The sequence below is a fragment of the Thermodesulforhabdus norvegica genome (assembly GCF_900114975.1).
GTDB classification, from domain to species: Bacteria; Desulfobacterota; Syntrophobacteria; order Syntrophobacterales; family Thermodesulforhabdaceae; genus Thermodesulforhabdus; species Thermodesulforhabdus norvegica.
The window spans coordinates 162,260-184,055 of the sequence record NZ_FOUU01000004.1 but is presented as its reverse complement, the minus strand read 5'-3'; the positions used below and the strand labels follow the sequence as shown (position 1 = coordinate 184,055).

18 protein-coding genes are annotated in these 21,796 nt (G+C 49.9%); 6 read left to right on the top strand and 12 right to left on the bottom strand.

Annotated features, from left to right (window positions below):
- Positions 1–2: 2 nt before the first annotated feature.
- The 6 genes from BM091_RS08030 to BM091_RS08005 are packed head-to-tail and all read right to left on the bottom strand — an operon-like array spanning position 3 to position 7,100.
- Positions 3–1,301, bottom strand: a complete 1,299-nt coding sequence (locus tag BM091_RS08030) for an AMP-binding protein (RefSeq protein ID WP_093394892.1) — start codon at positions 1,299–1,301, stop codon at positions 3–5.
- Entirely contained in the window at positions 1,301–2,029 is a 729-nt protein-coding gene (locus tag BM091_RS08025) for an ABC transporter ATP-binding protein (protein ID WP_093394843.1), read from the bottom strand. The genes BM091_RS08030 and BM091_RS08025 overlap by 1 nt, the downstream gene beginning before the upstream one ends.
- Positions 2,022–3,830, bottom strand: coding sequence for a branched-chain amino acid ABC transporter ATP-binding protein/permease (locus tag BM091_RS08020; RefSeq protein WP_093394842.1), 1,809 nt, complete (start codon positions 3,828–3,830; stop codon positions 2,022–2,024). The genes BM091_RS08025 and BM091_RS08020 overlap by 8 nt, the downstream gene beginning before the upstream one ends.
- 3 nt (positions 3,831–3,833) lie before the next feature.
- On the bottom strand, positions 3,834–4,715 hold the full coding sequence (locus tag BM091_RS08015) for a branched-chain amino acid ABC transporter permease (RefSeq protein ID WP_093394840.1): 882 nt from the start codon (positions 4,713–4,715) through the stop codon (positions 3,834–3,836).
- A gap of 3 nt (positions 4,716–4,718) precedes the next feature.
- Positions 4,719–5,276 (bottom strand): 2-oxoacid:acceptor oxidoreductase family protein, encoded by a 558-nt coding sequence (locus BM091_RS08010; RefSeq protein WP_093394838.1) that lies wholly within the window; start codon positions 5,274–5,276, stop codon positions 4,719–4,721.
- 27 nt (positions 5,277–5,303) lie between these two features.
- A complete protein-coding gene (locus BM091_RS08005; RefSeq protein ID WP_093394837.1) occupies positions 5,304–7,100 on the bottom strand; it encodes a thiamine pyrophosphate-dependent enzyme in 1,797 nt (598 codons plus the stop codon).
- Between the two features lie 331 nt (positions 7,101–7,431).
- Here BM091_RS08005 and BM091_RS08000 point away from each other — a divergent pair, with 331 nt between their 5' ends.
- Positions 7,432–8,460, top strand: coding sequence for a glycosyltransferase family 4 protein (locus tag BM091_RS08000; RefSeq protein WP_093394835.1), 1,029 nt, complete (start codon positions 7,432–7,434; stop codon positions 8,458–8,460).
- Positions 8,457–9,674: a glycosyltransferase gene (locus BM091_RS07995; RefSeq protein WP_093394834.1), complete on the top strand. Its 1,218-nt coding sequence runs from the start codon at positions 8,457–8,459 to the stop codon at positions 9,672–9,674. Before BM091_RS08000 ends, BM091_RS07995 begins: the two co-directional genes overlap by 4 nt.
- Positions 9,675–9,745: 71 nt before the next feature.
- On the opposite strand, the gene BM091_RS07990 is transcribed toward BM091_RS07995, so the two are convergent.
- Genes BM091_RS07990 through BM091_RS07975 form a run of 4 tightly spaced genes read right to left on the bottom strand, consistent with a single transcriptional unit; the run spans position 9,746 to position 13,824 of the window.
- Complete coding sequence (locus tag BM091_RS07990; RefSeq protein WP_245735309.1) at positions 9,746–11,104, bottom strand: S41 family peptidase; 1,359 nt, start codon at positions 11,102–11,104, stop codon at positions 9,746–9,748.
- Between the two features lie 16 nt (positions 11,105–11,120).
- The gene (locus tag BM091_RS07985) at positions 11,121–12,173 is read right to left on the bottom strand and encodes a murein hydrolase activator EnvC family protein (protein WP_093394832.1); all 1,053 of its coding nucleotides are present in this window, start codon (positions 12,171–12,173) and stop codon (positions 11,121–11,123) included.
- Between the two features lie 37 nt (positions 12,174–12,210).
- Complete coding sequence (locus BM091_RS07980) at positions 12,211–13,101, bottom strand: cell division protein FtsX (RefSeq protein WP_093394831.1); 891 nt, start codon at positions 13,099–13,101, stop codon at positions 12,211–12,213.
- A 3-nt stretch (positions 13,102–13,104) separates the two neighbouring features.
- Positions 13,105–13,824, bottom strand: a complete 720-nt coding sequence (locus tag BM091_RS07975) for a cell division ATP-binding protein FtsE (protein ID WP_093394829.1) — start codon at positions 13,822–13,824, stop codon at positions 13,105–13,107.
- A gap of 107 nt (positions 13,825–13,931) precedes the next feature.
- Here BM091_RS07975 and BM091_RS07970 point away from each other — a divergent pair, with 107 nt between their 5' ends.
- The 4 genes from BM091_RS07970 (at position 13,932) to BM091_RS07955 (ending at position 18,608) form a co-directional block, all read left to right on the top strand.
- Positions 13,932–14,468, top strand: a complete 537-nt coding sequence (locus BM091_RS07970; RefSeq protein ID WP_093394828.1) for a hypothetical protein — start codon at positions 13,932–13,934, stop codon at positions 14,466–14,468.
- Positions 14,469–14,510: 42 nt separating this feature from the next.
- Positions 14,511–16,391, top strand: a complete 1,881-nt coding sequence (iorA, locus tag BM091_RS07965) for an indolepyruvate ferredoxin oxidoreductase subunit alpha (protein WP_093394826.1) — start codon at positions 14,511–14,513, stop codon at positions 16,389–16,391.
- The gene (locus BM091_RS07960) at positions 16,388–17,014 is read left to right on the top strand and encodes an indolepyruvate oxidoreductase subunit beta (protein WP_093394825.1); all 627 of its coding nucleotides are present in this window, start codon (positions 16,388–16,390) and stop codon (positions 17,012–17,014) included. Before iorA ends, BM091_RS07960 begins: the two co-directional genes overlap by 4 nt.
- Before the next feature lie 190 nt (positions 17,015–17,204).
- The gene (locus BM091_RS07955; RefSeq protein WP_177193584.1) at positions 17,205–18,608 is read left to right on the top strand and encodes a hypothetical protein; all 1,404 of its coding nucleotides are present in this window, start codon (positions 17,205–17,207) and stop codon (positions 18,606–18,608) included.
- On the opposite strand, the gene BM091_RS07950 is transcribed toward BM091_RS07955, so the two are convergent.
- Together BM091_RS07950 and BM091_RS07945 are read right to left on the bottom strand one after the other, a co-directional pair.
- Positions 18,597–20,918, bottom strand: a complete 2,322-nt coding sequence (locus tag BM091_RS07950; RefSeq protein WP_143083122.1) for a hybrid sensor histidine kinase/response regulator — start codon at positions 20,916–20,918, stop codon at positions 18,597–18,599. The two genes, BM091_RS07955 and BM091_RS07950, sit on opposite strands and share 12 nt — an antisense overlap.
- Positions 20,891–21,667 carry a substrate-binding periplasmic protein gene (locus BM091_RS07945; RefSeq protein ID WP_093394821.1) on the bottom strand — a complete coding sequence of 259 codons (777 nt, stop codon included), beginning with the start codon at positions 21,665–21,667 and terminating at the stop codon, positions 20,891–20,893. Before BM091_RS07945 ends, BM091_RS07950 begins: the two co-directional genes overlap by 28 nt.
- Positions 21,668–21,796 lie beyond the last annotated feature (129 nt).

Here is a 21,796-nt window from a genome sequence, read left to right as displayed (position 1 = left end):
GGTTACCCGTTCATGTTACGATGATCAAAAACTCTTTTGCTTTTACGGTCTGTCCTTGGAAGGGTTCCATAATCCACTATCTCAACGGACGCCCGAACGAGAATATGCCGGCGTATGGCCTGAGCAATCTTTTCCGCAAGCTCCGCATCCCCTTCCGGACCCGCTCCCATTGCCCTTTCCACCTTTATAACCATCACATCACGCCCGTCCTCTCGATGATAAAGATGTACCTGATATTCACTGCCGATTCCGGGAATCTGGGACAGGACATAGTCAATCTGGCCGGGATAGATGTTAACGGCCCTGAAAATGAACATGTCATCGGAACGGCCCAGCAGATGGTCATGTCTGGGCAGGGGATTGCCGCAGGGACAGGGTTCGGGAATAAGGCGGGTCAGATCACGGGTGCGGTAGCGAATTAAAGGAGCGCCCTCTTTGCGAAGTGTGGTTACCACCATCTCCCCGATTTCACCGGGAGGCACAGGTTCAAGGGTTTCGGGATCGAGAATCTCCAAGATGTAAAAATCCGCCCAGTAGTGAATTCCCTGATGGGCCATGCATTCAAGCCCCGTACCCGGTCCGTATAGCTCCGTCATTCCGGGTATGTCAAAAAGGTGCTCCGCACCGGTGAGTTCCTGAATTCGCTGCCTCATGCGCCTGCTGTGCCTTTCGGCACCGAAGATTATCTTCTTGAGGGCAATTTTATCCCTGATCCCCCTGCGCTCTATTTCCTCTGCAATGAGCAGGGCCATAGAGGCGGTGGAGCAGAACACGGTCGTCTGAAGGTCCACCAGCATCTGACAGTGAATTTCCGAACTGGAAGGCCCAACAGGAACCGCCATGGCTCCGAAACGTTCGCAACCGAGCTGGAACCCCACGCCGGCCGTCCATAAGCCGTAACCAACTGCAATCTGCACCCTATCTTCCCGGGTCAAACCGGCCATTTCGAAGCAACGGGCAAACATCAGCGCCCAGTCGTCGATGTCTTTCTGAGTGTAGCACATAATCTTCCGCTTTCCCGTAGTACCCGAAGAAGCATGGATCCTGACGATCTTTTCAAAGGGAACCGCCCTTAAAGGAAAGGGATAACCCGCCTGAAGATCATCGGCCGTCGTAAAAGGAAGTCGTTTCAGATCGTCAAGAGATTTGATATCTTCCGGCTTAACTCCATGCTCGTCAAAGCGTCTTCGGTAAAAGGGTGAGTTGTAATAGGCGTGTTGTACGGTCCACTTAAGCCCCTTAAGCTGTATTGCTTCGAGCTCTTCCTGAGTCGTAAAGGTGGGCATAAAGCTTGCCGGCATCATCCCCTTTTCTCCTTCCTGCTTCCGAAATATGCACGTTTCAATATGTCCGTACCTGTAAGTTCTTCAGGCTTCCCCCGGAAAACAACCCGTCCGTTCTCCATAACGTAGATCCTATCGGCCACGTCCAGAGCTCTCGATACGTCCTGCTCCACGACAAGAAGAGTAAGAGCCCTTTTACTGTTAAGTTCCACAAGGGTTCGGTATATTTCGTCAACCACGAGAGGCGCAAGCCCCAGAGAAGGCTCATCAAGCATGAGAAGCGAAGGTCGAGTCATAAGTGCCCGACCGATTGCAAGCATCTGCTGTTCCCCGCCGCTTAAGGTTGCGGCACTCTGACGTTTCCGCTCCCGCAGGACCGGAAAAAGCCCATAGACCATCTCCAGAGTTTCGTTCACTTCGGCCTTATCCCTGAGATACCCTCCCAGTTCCAGGTTTTCCTGAACGCTCATGGTCCCGAAAAGGGCTCTATTTTCGGGAACCAGAACCAATCCCATGGAAGTAATCCTGTCAGTGCTCTCTTCGTTAATCCTGCGCCCCCTGAACCGGATTTCGCCGTGTACAGGCCTGATGAGCCCGATAACGGCTCTGAGCAGAGTGCTCTTTCCTGCACCGTTACTTCCCAGAATCACGACGATCTCTCCGGCCTTCACATCCAGGTCAATCCCGTTGAGAACCCTTCCTCCGGTTCCACCGTACCCGCACGAAAGGCCGCATACTTCAAGCATTGCCGCACCCTTCGCAACCTCGTTCCACCCGTCCCCCTGACAGAACCTTCTGCCGCGAACCCAGATAGGCATCGGCAACACGGGGATTTTCAACGATCTCATCGGGCGTCCCGTCGGCGATGATCTGCCCCTGATGGAGAACAACAACCCTTTCGGCAACGTTCATTACAAGATCCATGTGATGATCCACGACGATGGGGGTAACCCCAACCTTTGTCAGGGCAAAAAGATATCGGGCAACGGCCTCTTTTTCCTCTTCGTTAAGGCCGCCTCCGGGCTCATCAACCAGGATGTACGCAGGGTTTGCAGCCAGAGCCCTGGCCAGCTCAATGCGCTTTTTGTCGAAGAGTGAAACCTCACCGACCTTCAGCTCGGAAAGCTCCAGCAAATCGAAAAACCGCAGGACCTCATCCACATCATCGCCAATCATCCCGTTCAGGGGAAGCCTTCCGACACACATCCCCACAAAGACATGGTCCCGCACCGAGAATTCAGAATAAAGCTGGGGCACCTGAAAGGTTCGCCCTATTCCCGAAAGGGCAATTTTATGCGGCGAAAATCCGGTAATCTCCAGATCGCCCAGAAAAATCTTTCCCGATCGGGGCTTTACAATCCCGCACACTGCATTGAAAAGAGTCGTTTTGCCCGCACCGTTGGGACCGATCACGGCATGAATACGGCCGGGATCAAAGGTAACACTTACGGACGAAAGAGCCTGAAGCCCGCCGAAATTTACCGACAGGCCTTCAATACGGAGTTTTCCGCAATTACGCCCGGCTCTAACGGGAGTGGCACCACGAAGAGTCTTTTTCTTTAAGCTTTTGTCTCCACACGCCTCCGTTTCGGTAAGAGCAGAAAAGCGATCCACAAGAGAGCGAATCGCTGGCACCATCCCCTGAGGGCAGAGAATGAGCACAGACATCAGAACTATGCCGTAGAAAAGAACCTGCAACTCCTCAAGAGCGTGAAGAAGCTCGGGCAGAAGGGTAAGCACAAAAGCTCCGAGAATACCCCCCAGAACGTTTCCCATCCCGCCCACAACTGCCATGGTAACCCATTCCAGGGATCGAAAAACTCCGAAGGTCTTCGGGCTTATAAAGGACATGTAGTGAGCGTAAAGAATTCCCGCAATGCCTGCGTAGAGTGCACTCAGAACGAAGGCAAAGATCTTGTATCCCGTTGTGTTTGTACCACAGCACTCCGTCGCAATTTCGTTTTGCCGTATGGCCCTGAATATCTTTCCCACGCCACTTTTCTGAAGAGCCACCGTAGCGAAAGCGAAACCCAGAAGTGCAATCCACGCCAGCCTGAAAAAACCCCTGTCGGTCGACAGTTCTACAAAGCCTGCAGAGAGTTCGGGAATTCCCGGAAATCCCGAAGGTCCTCCCGTAAGGGATTCCCACTGGTTAAGGATCACGGTCAGAATTATATTGCACCCCAGCGTTGCCATGACCATATAGTGGCCGTGGAGCCTCAAGGTGGGAAAGGCAAGAATAAAGGAAGAAACCAGAACCATCGCAACGGAACCCATCCAGGCCGTCCATAAGGGAAGCCCAAAGGTAACAGAAAGAACGGCAGTTGTATAAGCCCCGAGTCCGTAAAAAACGGCATGTCCCAGAGAAACCTGACCCGTGGCATCGTAAAGAAGATTCAACCCCGTGACGGCAATCCCATTAAAGGCCACCACATTTAGAATCACGAAAAGGTAATCGTTCTTTATAAAGGACGGCAAAAATAGTCCGGAAAGTGATAGGCATATCAAGGCCGGGAAATATATTGCGGTCTTTTTTTCCACTCTCATAGTTCATGCTCGTCTTAAGCGAACAGAACCGAAAAGACCGTCGGGTTTGCAGAAAAGGATCATAACCAGCACCATAAATGCTATGGCGTCCTTATAGGTAGACGAAAGCAATCCGGAGCCAAAGGCTTCCAGCATCCCCAGTATGAATCCACCGGCAACGGCACCCGGAAGCGATCCGAAACCGCCGAGTACCGCCGCAGAAAAGCCTTTAAGCCCCAGCATCAGGCCGCTCTGATAGCTCATGGTGGTCAGAGGAGTCACCAGAATGCCGGCCAGAGCCCCCAGAGCCCCGCTCATACCAAAAGACAGGGCGACGAGCCTCCCCACCGGTATACCCACGAGAAGTGCTCCTTCGGGATTGTCCGCCACAGCCCGTATAGCCCTGCCTATTCTGTGTCTGTGCAGAAAAAGGTAAAGCCCAAGAAGCAGGCAGGCCACGACGCCGATTATCACAAGGGTTTGGGGAATTATAGAGGCCGATCCAAATCTTATGTATCGATAACCGCCGATGGGAGGAAGAGTCCTTGCATCCTTACCCCAGATTATCATACCGGTACCCTGAAGGGCGATGGAGGCACCCACCGTTATCATGATGAAAACGATGGGAGCAGTAGTTCTGGCCCTGCGGATCAGTCCCCTGTCGAGAAAAACTCCCACAAGAGTAACCATCGCAACGGAGACAGCAGCTCCAAACCAGAGGGGCAGACCAAGGTCGGCAACGAGTGAAACAGTGGCAAGGGCGCCCAGCATTACAAACTCGCCCTGAGCAAAGTTAACAATCCTGGTGGCATTATGAATCAAGCAGAACCCCAGGGCCACCAGGGCGTAGATACTTCCGCTCGTAAGCCCCGAAACTATGTACTGGGGTATTTGCTGTGCCAGCACCTGCTACCTCCCCGAAGCCAGTTCCAAACCGGCATAAAAGGCTTCCAGGTTCTTCCCGGCATCAGGGCCGCCGATTCCCTCGAGAACCTTTTCAAATAGACCCCTGTCACCGAAAAGAAAACCCTCTGCAACCGCAAACCCCAGAAGAACGATGTTTGACAGCACCGGATTTCCGAGCTTCAAGGCCACCGCCGTGGCATCCACAAAACGCAAAGTTCTGCCCTTCCACTCCTCGAGATCGAGCCCTTTAAACTCACCGTCTTTAGCATTGCATACCGCCGTACCTCCGGGCTTAAGGAAATAACCGTGAACATCCAGACCTTCACGATGAAAAGCCAGCAAGACATCTGCTTTTCCCGGCCTGACCAGAGGACCGTAAAAGGGCTCATCCCGCGAAAACACCTTAAGATGACTGATAACATTTCCTCCCCGCTGGGCCATTCCGTGAGTCTCAGAAATAAGAACACCAAGCCCCATCCCGGTGGCCACCAGGGCCAGAACCTTCGTTGCAAATAATACTCCCTGCCCTCCGAGACCGCTCAGAACGATCTGATTTCTCATATATCCCGGACTCCTGAAGTCGTTGAATTACACCTCATCAAGACCCGCAACTCTGAGCCCTCCATAAGGGCAAACCTGCACACATACCCCACAACCGGTGCAAAGAACCCGATCGATCTCTACCTTCTCCTTCTTTCCCCTCGATAGAATTGCCGGACATTCAAAACGATCCACACAAAGCTGACATCCCGTACATTCATCGGTAACTTCCACTACGACGGGATCAAAACCTCGATCCTGTTTTCTGTTCATAATACAGGGCCTTCGGGCTATCACCACTGCCACACCCAGTTCGTCTTCAAAGGCATATTTCCCCGCCTCCTTCAGAGCCTCCATCAGTTCCGAGAGCTCGTAAGGATCGACAACCCTGATGAAACCAACCCCGCAGGCTTCGACCATCCTTTCAATGGAAATGTCCGGAGTCGGTTGATGGCCCGTCATGGCAGTGGTTCCGTTGTCCACAATCACCAGAATAAACCTTGCTCCCCCGGACACGGCGTTTATTAAAGGAGGAATGCCCGCATGAAAGAAGGTCGAATCACCGATGGTTGCAATTACGGGAACGCCCTCTTTCTGATCACCGAAGAGTGAAAACACACGGGAAAAACCCGCCGCCTGGGCAACGGAAGCCCCCATGCAAAGCACGGTATCCACAGCTCCGAGATTTAAGCCCAGAGTGTAGCAACCTATATCGCCGGGATAGATCCCCCCGGGAAAGACCTTTCTTATTGCGAAGAACACGGGCCTGTGACCACAACCGGGGCAGAGCGTCGGCCGACGATCCTGTTTTTTTGATGGCAAATGGAATGAAGGAGACGGCGTCAGATCGCACCACCTGCGAACAATTTCTTCTACTTTCTCGGGAAGTAGCTCTCCCTCAGAGGGTACCGTTCCGTCCAGTCTTCCCGAAACCCGATCTCTACAGGGAAACTGTACTTCTATAACAGGATAGGTTTCTTCAAGGACGAGGATCCGTTCATACCGGTTCTGAATTTCCCTCAGAAAGGACTGAGAAATGGGATAAGCCATGGTAATTTTGACAAGGTCCAGCCTGTCCGTTAAGTTGAGATCTTCAACTATTTCTCTCAGGTGAGCCCAAACAACACCGCTTGCAATCACACAGGCCGGTTTTGGGTTCTCAGGGAGAGAAATTAAATTTTCCCGGGAAATGTTTTCCATCTTTTCATTGAGCTTTTTATGCAAAAGGTAACGGAACTTAGGCGTTGCCGCCCATCTTTGAGGATTTTTTTCAAAACGGGGTTCTCTTTTAAGCCTTTTAAAACCCGGAAGAGGCACATCCTGCCTTGCGTGGCAGACTCTCGTGGTCGGACGGACCATAACGGGGATCTGGTATCTTTCGGAAAGCTCAAAGGCCGATGCAATGCACTCTGTGGCCTCATGAGGAGACGAGGGGTCGAAGACCGGTATTTTTGCAAACATTGCGAAGAAGCGGCTATCCTGTTCCGTCTGAGAGCTATGAGGCCCCGGGTCATCGGCAGAAATGACTATAAAACCACCGGCAACCCCGGTGTATGCGGCGCTCATAAGGGCATCGGAGGCTACATTGAGCCCGACCTGCTTCATCGAAGCGGCAGCCCTCAGGCCGGAATAGGCTGCTGCAAGGGCGGTTTCAAAGGCAACCTTTTCGTTAATCGACCACTCGGCGTAGAGGTCTCCTATTCCGTGCTTTTGTTTTAAATTGAGAATGCTTTGAAGAATTTCCGATGCAGGCGTTCCGGGATAAGAAGCCACCACATGGCACCCGGAGGCAACAAGAGCATAGGCAATGGCCTCATTACCCAGCAGTATCTTTCTTTCGGACACCAGGTCATCTCCCGTTATGAAATTTTAAAAACAAAAAGGCCGTGAGCGGGTGAGCCGCCCACGGCCTTTTTAATCCCTTCGCCGGGAACCTAGCGGTGGGCAGACCTCACCCCCGGCCCACTCCACCACCAGCGCCACCAGTTACCGGTATGACGTGCTTTCCTGCTATTCACCATTTCCACGCCTTCTTCAATCACTTCAACCGCCTACACTTGCTAGCAAAATTCACCTCTTCCGTCAACAAAATATACATAACCGAGCAAGCTACTTGATATTTAATTCACAGACCTTACTTTATAAGTAGCCTTACGTCACAGGGGAGGTATGAAAGATGCGCGTATTGATCTTTCATCCTCATCTGGACGTAAAAGGGGGTTCCGAAAGACTCACAAAAATTCTCTACGAAGGGTTAAAGGATCTAGGTGTTCAAGCTCACCTGGTTTCTTTCGCGGCCACGGGTGATTGGTTTCCCGACGTTATAACAGCCCCGGAACCTGCCGAAGTCGTCCGTATAGCCGATAAAATTCGTCCGGACTGGATATTTCTCACGATATCCGAAACAAGCTATGCAAAAGGCCTTCGCGATAAAGCCAGAATTGCCATGTACGTTCACTTTCCACTCGAAGAGGAAGCAGAAGAAGAGAACATTCACGAGTATGAAAAAAGAGGCAGGTTTCTGCTGTGTTATCCCGAAGAGCTAAAGCTGATTGACAGAATCTTCGTAAACTCCAGAAGAACGGCTATGGCCGTCAGGCTTGTGTGGGGAAGAGAGTCAATCGTTGCTCACCCACCTCTGGAAAAACGCTTCTTTGCCGATGACTCACCTGTGAGAGCATTTCCACCCCCTGTCATTCTTTCAACCGGAAGGTTTACCCCGCTGAAGCGTCAGGATTTTCTCATATTTGCACTGGATCGAATAAGAGAAGATATACCAGAAGCTGAACTGGTTCTTGCGGGATTCCCGGATCCACGTCACGAAGAATATTACCGAGAAATAAAGAATATGGCCGAAGAAACCGAAGGGGTGCGCATTGTGGAATCGCCCTCAGATGAGGAGCTTTTCAATCTCTACGGAACCGCCAGAGTTTACGCTCACCCCAGAATAGGAGAACACTTCGGCATTTCGCCCTGTGAAGCAATGGCCCGAGGGGTACCTGCGGTGGTCAGGTATCCAACGGGACTCAAGGACATAGCAAACCAATTCATTGCCCGAAGTGATTACGCCTTTATCCGAATGTTAACAGAGGTCCTGAAGATGACCCCGTCTGAATGGTTTAAAGTAAACGATAAGGTCAGAAAAAGCGTCTCACCGCTTACTCCCGACAATTTTGTAAGAACTATTCTCGGAGGTTTAAAATGAAGGTGGCAATCATTTCAACGTTTCCGCCCTACGAATGCGGAATAGCAGAGTATTGCCACTTTCTCATAAATAAGATGCAGGAAAGAACAGATTCACTATATATTTTCGCACCCCACAATTGTTTACCTCAGGCTTCCAAAAGAAGGATAAAGGTGATACCCTGTTTCAGACCGGGTGCACCTGATTATTCACAAATGATCGAAACCATAGCCTTCAATGCCCCTTACGACGTTATCCACATTCAGCATGAATACGCAATATTCGGTAAAGAAAAAGCAATACTGGATTTTTTGCATCGGGCACAAAAGCTGTCGCAACTCCTGTGTATAACACTGCACACACCAATTCACTCGCTCCACCCTGACCAATCCTTACGAACTCTTCAGAAAGAAATGATAGAGCTGGCCGACGGGATATTCGTACACAGCAGCCTTGCAGAATACGAATTGTGGCAACAGGGATCCGACCTGAGAAAGATATTTATGGTACCTCATGGCACGTATATAAATCGCTTCAGAAAAAACAGGGACGTTTTCAAATTTATCATCGGGGCAAAGATTGACTTAAATAAAGTTTTTGTCGTTGTGATACCGGGATTTCTGAGGTGGGATAAAGGCATAACGGATCTGCTCAATATAGCACAGGCGATAAGCTACGAATTCCCCGACACAATCATAATAGTTGCGGGAAAATTTCAGGCTTCAGACAGTGAATTGAAGCTACTTCAACAATCCGTTGCAGAAGTGAGTAAAAACAGTGAGAAAGTGTATTTCGCCCGGAATTTTCTAGACCGAAAAGAGCTACTGCGGTACCTGGCCGCAGCCGACGCAATTCTTCTGCCTTACAAAGAGTGGCCCGGGCATGTCGGAGTAAGCGGTGTCCTTCATCTCGCCATGGGAAGTTTAAAACCGATCCTGGCATCCAGAGTTCCACGGCTAGTTGAGTACACCGAGTTCTTCCCCGAGCTTTCTTTTGCCCCGGGGGATCTGGATGGTCTTATGAGTGCTTTTTGCCTACTGCGAGAAAACTACACAAGCATATCAAGAAAGATCAAAAGGCTTCTCGTTCCTTTTGTACTGAAAACCAGCTGGACCGTGACGGCGGAAAAACACATCGATATCTACAGGCAACTTATGAAGCGAAAGTATCTGCCGTTGCAACCTCATAGGACTGCACAGAGTCAAAGGCCTGCTCATTGCAAAAGAGTAGTTTAAAACTCCCGGGTAAGGATTAACCGCAATCGATCGTTTACATCCCTACCCGGGCCTCCTTTTCGGTGACTGCTTCAGTAATTCAGAGTTTTTGCAAGAATGGAGATACCTTTCAGAAGATCGAGTGCCCGCTGAACCTGATTGTCTCCCTGTAGTGCTTCCAGCATTCTGGAATCACCTCCGACCTTCCTTCTGGCATTCCTGTCCTGCTCTGTGTCTCCGTCCTCCTGAATTTCCATGTGCCCTGGAAGATCTTTTTCCCTGATGGAAAATCCTTCTCTTTCGGATTTTTCCGCTTGAGCCCGCCGAAATTCCCGCCTGACCAGAATATCGGGTTCGATACCCTTTGCCTGTATCAGCCTGCCTTTTGGCGTATAGTACAGAGCGGTGGTCAAACGCACGGCGCTACCGTCCTTCAAGGGAATTACCGTTTGCACAGAACCCTTACCGAAGGTCGGCTCACCCACTATGATCGCTCTTTTGTGATCCTGCAGAGCCCCGGCAACAATCTCAGAAGCGCTTGCGCTTCCACCGTTTACGAGAACCACAATCGGGTATTTATGAGGACGACCGTTCTTATGGGCCTCAAAACGCATCGTCTGTTGAGAGTGTCTTCCTTTGGTGTAAACGATAAGCCCTTCGTCCAGAAATTCATCGCTTACCCTCACGGCCTGATCGAGCAGACCACCGGGATTGTTGCGGAGATCCAGAATAAGCCCCTTCAGAGGTTTGTTTTCTTCCTCGAGTTTCTCAAGTGCTTTTTCCAGCTCACTCGAGGTATCACTCTGGAAACTGGTTATGCGCACGTAGCCGAAGCCCGGTTCGAGGGTCACGTACTTGATGCTCCTGACACGGATTATGTCCCTCACGAGTTCCACATCAAAGGGCCTCGCCACCCCTTCACGGAGAATCGTAATGGTCACCTTTGTTCCCTCTTTTCCCCTCAGCCTCTTAACGGCCTCCATAAGGCTCATATCTTTAGTAGGTTCTCCGTCAATACGAATTATCTGATCATTGGGCTGAATCCCTGCCTTATCCGCAGGTGTACCCTCGAGAGGTGCCACCACGGTCAGAATGCCGTCCCTTATGGTAATTTCTATGCCTATACCGCCGAATTCACCGGTCGTCTCAACCTGAAGTTCCCTGTACTCGTCGGGAGTCATAAAAGCAGAATGGGGATCCAGTTCCTGAAGCATTCCTTTTATGGCACCCTGTATGAGCCTTGAAGGCTCCACTTCTTCCACATATTGCTCCTGCACGAGGTCCATCACATCCGTAAAGAGCTTCAACTGCGAAAAAATATCGTCTTCTGAAGACCGCTGGTCTCTGCCGGCACAATAGCCTATGAGGCTTGCCATAAAAACCAGAAAGATAACTCCCGAGACAAAAGCGTAGAAAGGTGTTCTTTTTAATGAGGCTTTTCGCAGAAACATCTCAAATCTTCTCCCCCTATTTTTTTGAAATCAGAAACCATTCCTTTATCGCAAGAGACCTGCCGTTTTTTCTCCATTCAAAATAAATACCGGGCTGGGAGGCCAACTCCGGAGGACCGACCTTACCAATGGGTTCTCCTTTTAAGACCCGATCCCCTTCACCTTTTAAAAAAGACCCCAACAGAGCGTACACGCTAAAAAAATGTTCACCATGGTCTATTATGACCATTCTGCCTAAATCTCTAAACCAGCGGGCGAAGACAACCCTTCCTGCGGCAACAGATCTCACCAGTTCGCCCGGTTTTGCCCTGATAAAAACGCCTCTATTATAGCGCAATATCGGCAACGGAGTATTCTTTTTTTCCGAAGACCCGATGACCACAGTTCCAACCACCGGAAGTTCCAGCCTGCCTTTCATGTCTTTAAGCACCGCCTCTCCTCGAAAATCGGCAGGCTTTGATTTCACGCTCAAACCATCCGAATCGGGTAAAAGTGATGGTACGACATTTTTTTCGAACTTTACAAGCTCCAGGGCTTTTACCTTCTCTGCTCTGAGGATCTTCAGCTTCTGGAGCAAAGCTTCATAATTTTTCCTGCTCCTTTTGAGTTCTGTAATGTGTTGCTCGATTTCTTTACGAATCGCCCTGAGCCGCAGAAGTTTTTGTTTCATGGCCGCAATTCTTAAGGATCTTTCGCGAATTAAGGATTTCTGCATTATTTCAAGGCTCCACAGTTCCGGAGCCATCACCAGGTTATGGGCGCCCACACCGTCCAGAAGCTCGTTTATGTACCCAATGGAAACCATGCTTCGCACAACATTTGCGTATTCTTCCGAGATAAACTTCTCAATGTCGACCTGCTCGCTTTGAAGCTCCTCAAGTCGCTCCTCAAGCCTGTGCCTTTCCCCATCGATAACCGCAAGGGTCTGAGCCACTTTATCCATCCGGGCATCGAGGCTTCGAATTTCCCGTGTGGTGTCAGCCCGGACAATGGATGCAACCAGGACGATTACCACCGGTGTCGCGAAAATCACGGTATTTCTCAGGATTTTTGCAAAAAACTGCGCCACCGCAACGCTCTCCCGCAGACTCTAAAGCAACTATCCTCTACCTTGCGTCCCACTTTCTTTTTCTGCGCATGGAACGCAGGGTAACATCTACAACCACAAGGGTTAATGCCCACACAAGCAGTCCCGGCAACAGCAGACCCGAACACTTTGATAACTTTGCGGGCAAGCAACTACCCTCACCGGAAGGCACAAAAAACCCTGCAAACCCAAATATCACCCAGGCCGTAACAATTCCCAAGAATATTGCAAAACTGGAATAGATCAAAAAGGGAATTTTAATCATCTGAGGGGACGCACCCAGCGTCTCCCAGAGATACAGTTCACGACTACGGGCCTCACAGGTTAACCGTATAAGCAGCACCGCAATGAGCAACCCCAGAATCAGGAAGATTACGGCAAAAAAGAGCAGAACCTTTCCGGCATGGTCGAACCATCGAAATACCCGCCCGGCCAGCAGGAAGCCGGAATACAAACGATCCACCACTTCCATAGAGCCCAGGGATTTAAGAAACTCCTCACACCGGACAAAATCGGCCAGACACTTTTCCGCAGTTATTATCCTGAAATAGACCGGAATGTAAGCAGGATCCAGATCTTCAACAATATGCGCCAGGTCGGGATTCCGCGCCCTGAAATCCAACAGGGCCTTCTCCCCCTGAAACACTTCAAAAGATTCGACCCAAGGAGATGCTTCCAGGCTCTGTCGGATTTTATCGATGACACCATCTTCCACCCCGGGTTTCATAAGAACTATCGTCGTCGTTTGTGAAGCCCAGGAAGGGGTAATACACCGCCAGATTTCTCTACCCTGAAGCGCAACAGAACCCAGGAAAACAGCCCAGCCCACGCACAGCACCGTGGCAAGGAAATAAGGCCAGGAAGCTTTAACCTCTCTTAAAACCCACAACAGTACGAACCTTGCCTGCACCGTTCACTCCGAAGAAGCAAGACCGGACATATCTTTTCTCAGAACCGGCACCACCTCCACAAACCGTCGTTTTTTTATCATGATTACCCGGGCATTAGATATGAGCAAAGGGAGTCTTTTATCATGAGTGGCTATAACAACGGTTATCCCTCTGGAGTGCAAAGACTTCAGAATATCGAATATAATTGAAGTATGCAGGTCGTCCAGATTGCCCGTCGGCTCGTCGGCCAGAATCATTCCCGGGCTATGAACGATTGCCCTTGCAATTGCCACACGCTGCTGTTCACCACCCGAAAGGGTTTTACACAAAACATCTTCCTTTCCCTGAAGCTTGAGAAGCCTTACGGCGGCATTCACCCTTCTTTCTATGTCCGGGCGGGAATAACCCATAAGAATTAAGGGAAGAGCTATGTTTTCAAAAACCGTATTATCACCCAGAAGCCGAAAGTCCTGAAATACGATGCCTATCTTCCTTTTCCACCGATAGAGCCCGGAAGATCCGTAAGATTTTATATCTTTTCCGTTTACCTCAACAACCCCCCGGTCATAGGGCAGTTCACCGGCGACGATTTGAATGAAGGTCGTCTTGCCGGAGCCACTGGCCCCGAGCAAAAAAAGAAAGTCCCCCTGCTTCACATCCACCCAAGCATCCTCAAAAACCCATTCACTGCTCCGATAGCGTTTGTAAAGCCCACGGCACGATACCAGAAGCTGGGATTTCATTATCGATTCCCGTCAACGATTATTCTTGAGTTCTTTCCGATTCTTTTTCACACTAAGCGATTGAAAAGGGCAAGAACTTTCCTGCATCGAAAGGAGGGCAAAAGGCCATGGCAGAAATAAAGAGCACCATCGAACTGGCGATGGAACGAACCAGGCATCTCGTTATGACCGACAGAGAAAAGAAAGAAATGGAATATCGCGAGCACCTGGAGAAAATTCCCGGGGTTGCACAGAAGTATCTGGATGGTTTGATGAAAGAAGAAGAAGTAAAAAAAGCCCTTGAAGAGCTTCCTGAAGCAATAAGAGAAAACGCAAAAAATAAACTTATCGTTTCCATCCTGGAAAAGACGGACGAAAAGCTGGCGACAAAGGCGCTGAGTCTCCTGAAAAGCCTCACAGCCCAAAAAGGGAAACATCACGTAGAAGAACTGGAAGCCCTCGTCCACCACTATGAATCCCGACTGCAGGGAGCTTTAGAAAAGATCAGTCGCGATATTACAGAAAAGCTGTCCCGCCGTAAGATAAGCGGAACGGCCGTAAGGATAATCCCTGAAAAATCCGAAAACTACCGAAGGCTTACCAGAGAATTCCACGAGGCTTTTACAAGAGCAAAAGAAAAATGTATAGAAGCCTTCGGGTCTTAGGAAGCCGAACTGAAAGGGAAATGTCCAGATGGGGAGCACGGAATGGAAAGACTTTTAACGGCCGAGAAAGCAAAGCTTTTTCTTCTGGGTAACGAAGCAATCGTCAGGGGAGCGCTGGAAAGCGGTGTGAGTTACGCGACCGCTTATCCCGGCACTCCATCGTCGGAAATAATCGACACGATGTATCGACTGAGGGAAGCCTCCGGTATCAGGGTTGAATACGCCGTAAACGAAAAGGTCTCCGTGGAAGCGGCGGCAGCGGTTGCCGTATCCGGCCTCAGAAGCCTCGTTTCAATGAAGCATGTTGGCCTGAACGTTGCGGCAGACGCTTTTATGACCCTCGCCTACGTCGGCGTTAGAGCCGGTATGGTAATCGTAACCGCCGACGACCCGTCTCTACATTCAAGCCAGAACGAGCAGGATAACCGATGGTATGCCAGGATGGCGCTGGTCCCCATGCTGGAGCCGTCAACGCCGGACGAAGCTTACCGGATGACGCGATACGGTTTTGAACTTTCTGAGAAGTTCGGCATACCCTGCCTGCTTCGTACTACCACAAGGGTAAGCCATGCCCGGGGCGTCGTAAAAGTGGGCTCTATTGCTTCCCGAAATACCCCCCGGGGACACTTCGAAAAGAATCCCATGAAGTATGTCGTTGTGCCTATGGTGGGCCGCGAACTCCGTCTGCAACTCCTGGAAAAGTGGTCAGGGCTCGAAAAGGTCTCTGAAGGTTGCGAATTTAACTTAGTGGAGGAAGCCAAGAACGGGGAAAGGAACCTCGGAATAATCACCGGAGGAGTCTCCTATCTCTACGTAAAGGACGCCCTGCAGGAACTCGGACTCGACGACAAGATTAACATTGCCAAGCTTGGTATGACTTCCCCCTTTCCGGAAAAATTCGTAGCTGACTTTCTTTCGAAGGTTGACAGGGTTCTTGTGGTAGAAGAACTGGAACCCTACCTTGAAGACATGGTTCGTGTTTGCGCTCAGAAGTACGGGCAATCAAAAAAAATCAGAGAAATAGAGGGCAAGTCGCTAATTCCGAGAGCCTTTGAGCTGAATGTGCCGGTCGTTAGATCCGCCATTGCAGAATTTGCCCGGATCCCAAAACCGGAAGGGAAAGTTTTTTCCGTCCCTCCCCTGCCTCAGCGTCCGCCCAATCTCTGTCCCGGTTGCCCTCACAGGGCTACCTACTATGCAATAAAACAGGTCTTTGGTGATGATGCTATCTATCCTACGGACATCGGCTGTTACACACTTGGGCTATTACCGCCGCTTAAAATGGCCGATTTTCTGCTGTGCATGGGCTCCAGCGTTTCCACGGCGGGCGGATTCAGCATAGCCCAGAATCGACCGGTTGTCGCATTTATAGGTGACTCCACCTTCTTCCATGCCGGCATCCCCGGTCTCATAAACTCCGTTTACAATAACCACAGGCTCCTTCTGGTAATTCTGGACAACAGCACAACGGCAATGACGGGTCATCAGCCTCATCCAGGTGCATCCATGACACCGGAAGGGATTCAGGAGCCGAAGTTAAAAATTGAAGAGATCGTCAAATCCTGCGGTGTCAAAGGCGTGGAAGTTGTTAATCCTCTGCAGGTCAAAAAAACCCTGCAGACTATTGAAGATCTAAAAAAGGCACTGATCGAATCCCCCGGAGTCTATGTACTTATAGCAAGAAGCCCCTGTCCTTTACTGGCCCGCAGAGTAACAAAGCAACCTCAAAGGGTTTACTTCAAAGTAGATGAAACCTGTGACGGTTGCGCCCGCTGTCTCGAAGAGCTTGCCTGCCCCGCTTTTGTGGCCCGGGAAGGTAAAGTCCACATTGATCGCTTTCTCTGCATCGGCTGTGCGGTCTGTGCTCAGATCTGCACTTCCATAAGGCCTCAAAAAATTGACGGGAGGAGCAAAGAATCATGAAAAACGAGAAACTCAGACTTTTCTTTACGGGTGTTGGAGGTCAGGGGATACTCCTTGCCACGAGGATGATCGGGGAGGCCGCATTACTTGCAGATACTCCCGTTTCGATGAGTGAAGTTCACGGCATGGCTCAGCGTGGGGGAGTGGTAGAATCTTCCGTCGTTCTGGGAAAAAGATGGAGTCCCGTTATAGGTCAGGGCGAGGCGGACATTCTGGTTGCAATGGAACCCCTTGAAGCTCTGAGGGCTTTACCGAGATGTCACGAGAAGACGGTGGCGGTCGTAAATTCCGTGCCCATTCCCCCTTTTTCCGTAAGCCGGGGTGAAGCAACCTATCCCGACATCGATTATATGGTTTCGGAGCTAAAGAAAAACCTTTGCCGTGTATATGTAACAGACGCCAGGGAAATTGCTCTAAAAGCGGGGTCGGAGAGAGCCGTAAACATCGTCCTGGTGGGTGTTCTCTTCGGTCTCGGGTTGTTGCCTTTAGAGAGAAAGCATCTCGAGCAGGCTCTTTTTTCTCTGCTGCCGGAAAGGTTAGTCGATATGAATTTAAGAGCTTTCGAAGGCGGGGTTGAAGAAGGTTTTCGGTTGCAATCGGAGGGCGAAAGGTGTAGTGTATGATTGGGTTGGAGTCTTCGATCAGGGGCTGTTCCTGAATTAATGGCACGGATGTTGCTCTTTTCTTCAGTGAAGGAAAAAGGGTTGTTTGTTAACGAAATTGTTGATTACTGCCGATAAAAAAAGTAGTGTAGTAGCCTCTTTCCGGATGAACCGGAAAGGATGAATGTTACTGCACGGTAAGGATACAAGCATGAGGATTACTCAAGAAGAGGTCCTCGAGAAGAGCTGCAAGGAAATAATCGAAACCATCCTTGCCTGCCTCGATCACGCCATAAAGGGAACCATATATCTCATCGGGCCTCTTCCGGAACTCAGGGCGATTCGCATCACCTCTGGCGTAAGAGACACCGAAGGAGACGAAATCCGCTGGGGGCTTCCGGAACATTCAGACTATAACTTCCCCGGCAAAACCTGGCTCCAGTACAGAGACGAGCCGGGACGGCCTCTTGAGGCGATGGCGTGGTGCGTGGAGCGTCAGAGGAGCTGGACTGCCGACAATCCCGCCGAGGATACCCGAAGTGTAAGAAAACAGCTCGTGGGAGAACTGGAAGATTACCACCACATGGAACCCGTGCTTGTCAGAAAAGCCGACATCTACGGCTCCTCCGACATGCTTGAGTACCCGCTTACCTGGGACGGTAAACCCATATGGCAGGACACGGAATACGCCGTCGTGGCCGTTATAAAAATTCACTTCCTTCCCAACACCATACGGCGGGGCGACAAATCGACTAAGCTTGTAAAGCGGCTCGCCAGGGTGCTGGGCTCAGACATATTGTCACTCCATCTGCGTGAGGCTTTCTGCGAAGTGAGAAGGTCTTTCGAAAGAAAGAGGCTGGAAAGCTGCAATGAACTGGCGCATCAGTTAAGAAACCCCATCATGAAATTGGGCTTCATCGCATCGGCCATAAACGCAGAGATCGCACTTCTCCGACAGCAGTGGGAGCATTACATATCCCAACAGCTTCCGGAGCTTATGACCAAAGACAAAATTATGGAACGCCTCCATCAAATACTTGTCTCCAGGCTGGATCAGCTGGACGGTCACATGGATCTCAAGGTAACGGCTCATACGCTTCTGAGAAAACAAAAGGACTTTCAGCAACTGGGGCTTCATCCCAGCAACGGCCGTGAATGGATCCTGAGGCAGATTGAGCCATTATGGGAAGCCATCTTCGAAGCCACACCTCTGTGGTCCGACCGGGCCGAGGAAGTGCGGAAACTTCTACAGAGCCTTAAAGAAGCCATCTGGTACGGACTGGATGAAAGTATAATATCCAGGCTGAATCACATTCCCGAGGAGGTAAAGGAGACCTGGAGTCGTCTGGCTTACTCGGAGTTTTCACCTGAAAACACCGAAATACTAGAAGAAATTCTGACCTTTCTTGAATACGCACCGATAGAAATAACTCACGGTCAGCACATTCGAAGAGTTCTTTCCTACCTGAAAAGCGTTACCGAGGTCGTGCAGGAGCTTGAAGAGAGGGCCAATGCCATAATAGACTCCCTCCGAAACATGGACCTTGAGCCCATAATATCATCCTTTTCCACCGAAGCCGCAGGAGAGGAAAGCTGCATTCTATCAGGGCGCTAGTTTATTAAGAACCTCAGAGAGGGCTCCGGCGAGACTTTCTATTGTGTAAGGCTTGTACACTAATTTTAAGTCCCTGTGCTTTTTCAGGTATTTTTCAAAAGGACTTCCGACATATCCGGTGCACACTATGACGGGTAAGTCGGGCTTCAGTTCCTTTGCGTATTCAAGAAGTCTGTGTCCCGGTATCCCGGGCATCGTTATGTCGGTCACCAGGACGCTGACTTCCCCTATATTCTTACCGATGTATTGCTGAGCCTTTTCAGAATCGGTAAAGGCCTTAACATTATAGCCCCATGACTCCAGGGCCCTTTTCGCCATATCCACGATGAGAGGATCATCATCAACGAAGACCACAAGCTGACCTCGACCCTTACCCGGAGCTTCATATACCCTATCCCAACTTGTCAACTTATCGTCTCCATCGGCTGCGCGTGGCAAGAACACCCTGAAAACCGTACCCCTTCCGGGCGTGCTCTCCACGGCAATGTCTCCTCTATGTCCCGAAACTATGCTTCTAACTACGGCAAGGCCCAAGCCGGTGCCGCCGGTAGATTTTTTGGTTGTGAAGTAGGGATCGAAAATCTTGTCCATTATTTCAGAAGGAATACCCGGGCCGGTATCTGCAATTTCAATGCATACGTATTCACCAGGGGGAAGGAATCCGGATGCACATTTCGTAGGAGCCGACAAATTTTGTCTATAGAGATTAATTTTCAATATTCCTTCGTCCATGCCCTCCATTGCCTGAACGGCATTTGTGCAGAGATTTATGATAACCTGCTGAATCTTTGAGGGATCGCCGCGTATGACGAGCCCATCATCCTCCATGTTGAGTTCTACCTGAATGGTGGAGGGTATGATTGACCTGATAAACTTTACCGTTTCCTTGACAAAGGGTTTTAGATCGATATCGGATAAAGTGGACGGCCCGGGACGGCTTATGGAAAGAATCTGCTTTACCAGATCGCGGGCCGAGGTTCCCGCCCTTTCTATCTGTTCAAGGTAACCACAAATCTCACCGTCCTTACAGGCGGACTTTGCAAGTTCCGTAAAGCCCATGATTACCGTAAGAACATTGTTAAAATCGTGGGCAATCCCGGCGGCAAGGGTGGCTATCGCTTCAATTTTCTGCAACCTGTGAATGTGATCCCTCATTTCTTCCCGTTCTTTCTCCATCCGCCTTCTCAGAGAAATATCCCGGATGATCATAATAACCCGACCATCTTCGTCTTCCTGACCGTACAAAGCTTTGGAAACGGTTATTTCAAGATCAAGGCGCTTTTTATCGCCACTCCAGAGGGTTAACTCGAGGGGTTGATCAAAGTCGGTCTTATCAGAGCAGACATAATCGCGGAGTTTCTCACGACTTATTTCCGGGAACAGATCGCACACGCAGGATCCCACAAGATCCTCCGACTTCATTTCGAAGATAACCTCTGCAGCTCTGTTCACATACTCGATACGCCCATCAGAACGGGCGATGACAACCCCGTCTCCTGCGGCATACATAACAGCTCGAAATTTCTCTTCACTCTCCCTGAGGGCCTCCAGAGCCTTGCCCCGAAGTTTTACCTCACGACGAAGCCTATCGGTAATTTCCTTCAAAGAATGTTCTCTGGCTTTTATCCTCGAGGCCATCTCGGTCATAAAGTCCATTATGGTTGCGAACTCCTCGTACTTAAAAGGAGCGGCAGGGATTTCATAGCGTCCCTCCGAAATCATTCGCATATACTCAAGAAGTTCTCCCAGCGGCTTTGCGATGTTTCTTTGAACGAAGAAATAAACGGTAAAAACCACGGCTGTAAGACCCAGACAGACGAAAAGAATGGCTGCCCCCAGCCACGCCATAAAGGTCATAATTTCATATGCGTAGGATATCCTGAACAGAAGTGATCCAACGGGTACAGAGTTGTAATAAACGGAACTGCCTCGCTCAATAACGAAATGTGCGGCCTTCTTATCATGCTTGCATATGGTATTTCCAAGATCATCCTTTACTTCGATGTAAACCAGATACTCAGCAGAAAGCAGGGAATCACAGATGTCTCTGGTCGTCTCGGTATCAAGTCTCCACAAAGGCACTTTAAGAGCATTTACAAGATAGTTGAGGTATTCATCGGCTTCTTCCATGTTCTCGTGTTTTATGAAATTGACGCTCAGAATGCCAACTATCAATAGACTCATCATCACCGCGGTCAGCATAATTGTGACGCAGAGCATCACAAGAGAGGATGCCAGCTTTTTTTGACGATAACCTTTTTCCCGCAAGCCATGCTCCATCATCACTCGTTTCGTTCCTTCCTCAGCCACGGAACCACCTCTGCGAGTTTACGATCTATAGCACGAAGGATAACCGGGTCTGCCTTTCTGCTACACATCATGTACCGGGGATTTGAAGGCACGAAATTGTCGAGATACACAGGTTTCACTCGATTTTTCAACGACGGATCATTGAGGATAAGGAAACCCAACTCTTCGGAGTCTATCAGCAGAGATCCGATGCGTCCAGTTGCAAGCATCCTTACGAGGGATGCCGTGGGCGCATGAAGACAGGTGACGGAAGGATATTCTGCAATAATTTCGTCAATGGTTGCCCCATAGGAAAAACCACAGCGGGTGGTAAGCTTACCTGAGGCTGCAAGGGCTTCAAATTCTCTGCGGGTAATTTTCGTGTGGTACTGGGATTCTCCCGGGACCAGCAAAACCGGCGGTGGGCTTACATAAAAGGGGCCGATGAATTTGTAAAGTTTCTCTCTATCCGGCGTTTTAAACCATCCAACGGAGCAGGCATTCGGCTCGCTGAGCAGTAACCTCAAGATTCGCTTTGGACTTTGCTCCTCAAGTTTTGCATCTATCCCCGATTGTTTCAAAATATGCACGGTAAAATTCATGAGAAAACCACCGGGTACTTTTTCGCCTCGGACATAGAAGGGTGGTCTGTGAAAATAATAAATCGTTATCCGGAGATTCTTGCTTTCACAGTGGGCATAAAAAAGGATCAAAAAACAGGATACCACAAAGACGAACCTGCCCACCGAGGAAACCGGATAACGAACCATAACTGATCTCTGAACCTGTGGAAATCAGTTGCACCTGACCGTTCCTTGCATTGCTAACACATCAATCTCACAAGGACAACGGAATCTTGAATTTTTTATTTGTATTACCCGTAAAACCCGGTAAATTAT

Bases quoted from the DNA above. Each gene is read 5' to 3' on its own strand.
- BM091_RS08030 (WP_093394892.1), bottom strand. From the start codon at position 1,301: ATGCCGGCAAGCTTTATGCCCACCTTTACGACTCAGGAAGAGCTCGAA.
- BM091_RS08025 (WP_093394843.1), bottom strand. From the start codon at position 2,029: ATGCTTGAAGTATGCGGCCTTTCGTGCGGGTACGGTGGAACCGGAGGA.
- BM091_RS08020 (WP_093394842.1), bottom strand. From the start codon at position 3,830: ATGAGAGTGGAAAAAAAGACCGCAATATATTTCCCGGCCTTGATATGC.
- BM091_RS08010 (WP_093394838.1), bottom strand. From the start codon at position 5,276: ATGAGAAATCAGATCGTTCTGAGCGGTCTCGGAGGGCAGGGAGTATTA.
- BM091_RS08000 (WP_093394835.1), top strand. From the start codon at position 7,432: ATGCGCGTATTGATCTTTCATCCTCATCTGGACGTAAAAGGGGGTTCC.
- BM091_RS07995 (WP_093394834.1), top strand. From the start codon at position 8,457: ATGAAGGTGGCAATCATTTCAACGTTTCCGCCCTACGAATGCGGAATA.
- BM091_RS07990 (WP_245735309.1), bottom strand. From the start codon at position 11,104: ATGTTTCTGCGAAAAGCCTCATTAAAAAGAACACCTTTCTACGCTTTT.
- BM091_RS07975 (WP_093394829.1), bottom strand. From the start codon at position 13,824: ATGAAATCCCAGCTTCTGGTATCGTGCCGTGGGCTTTACAAACGCTAT.
- BM091_RS07970 (WP_093394828.1), top strand. From the start codon at position 13,932: ATGGCAGAAATAAAGAGCACCATCGAACTGGCGATGGAACGAACCAGG.
- iorA (WP_093394826.1), top strand. From the start codon at position 14,511: ATGGAAAGACTTTTAACGGCCGAGAAAGCAAAGCTTTTTCTTCTGGGT.
- BM091_RS07960 (WP_093394825.1), top strand. From the start codon at position 16,388: ATGAAAAACGAGAAACTCAGACTTTTCTTTACGGGTGTTGGAGGTCAG.
- BM091_RS07955 (WP_177193584.1), top strand. From the start codon at position 17,205: ATGAGGATTACTCAAGAAGAGGTCCTCGAGAAGAGCTGCAAGGAAATA.
- BM091_RS07945 (WP_093394821.1), bottom strand. From the start codon at position 21,667: ATGGTTCGTTATCCGGTTTCCTCGGTGGGCAGGTTCGTCTTTGTGGTA.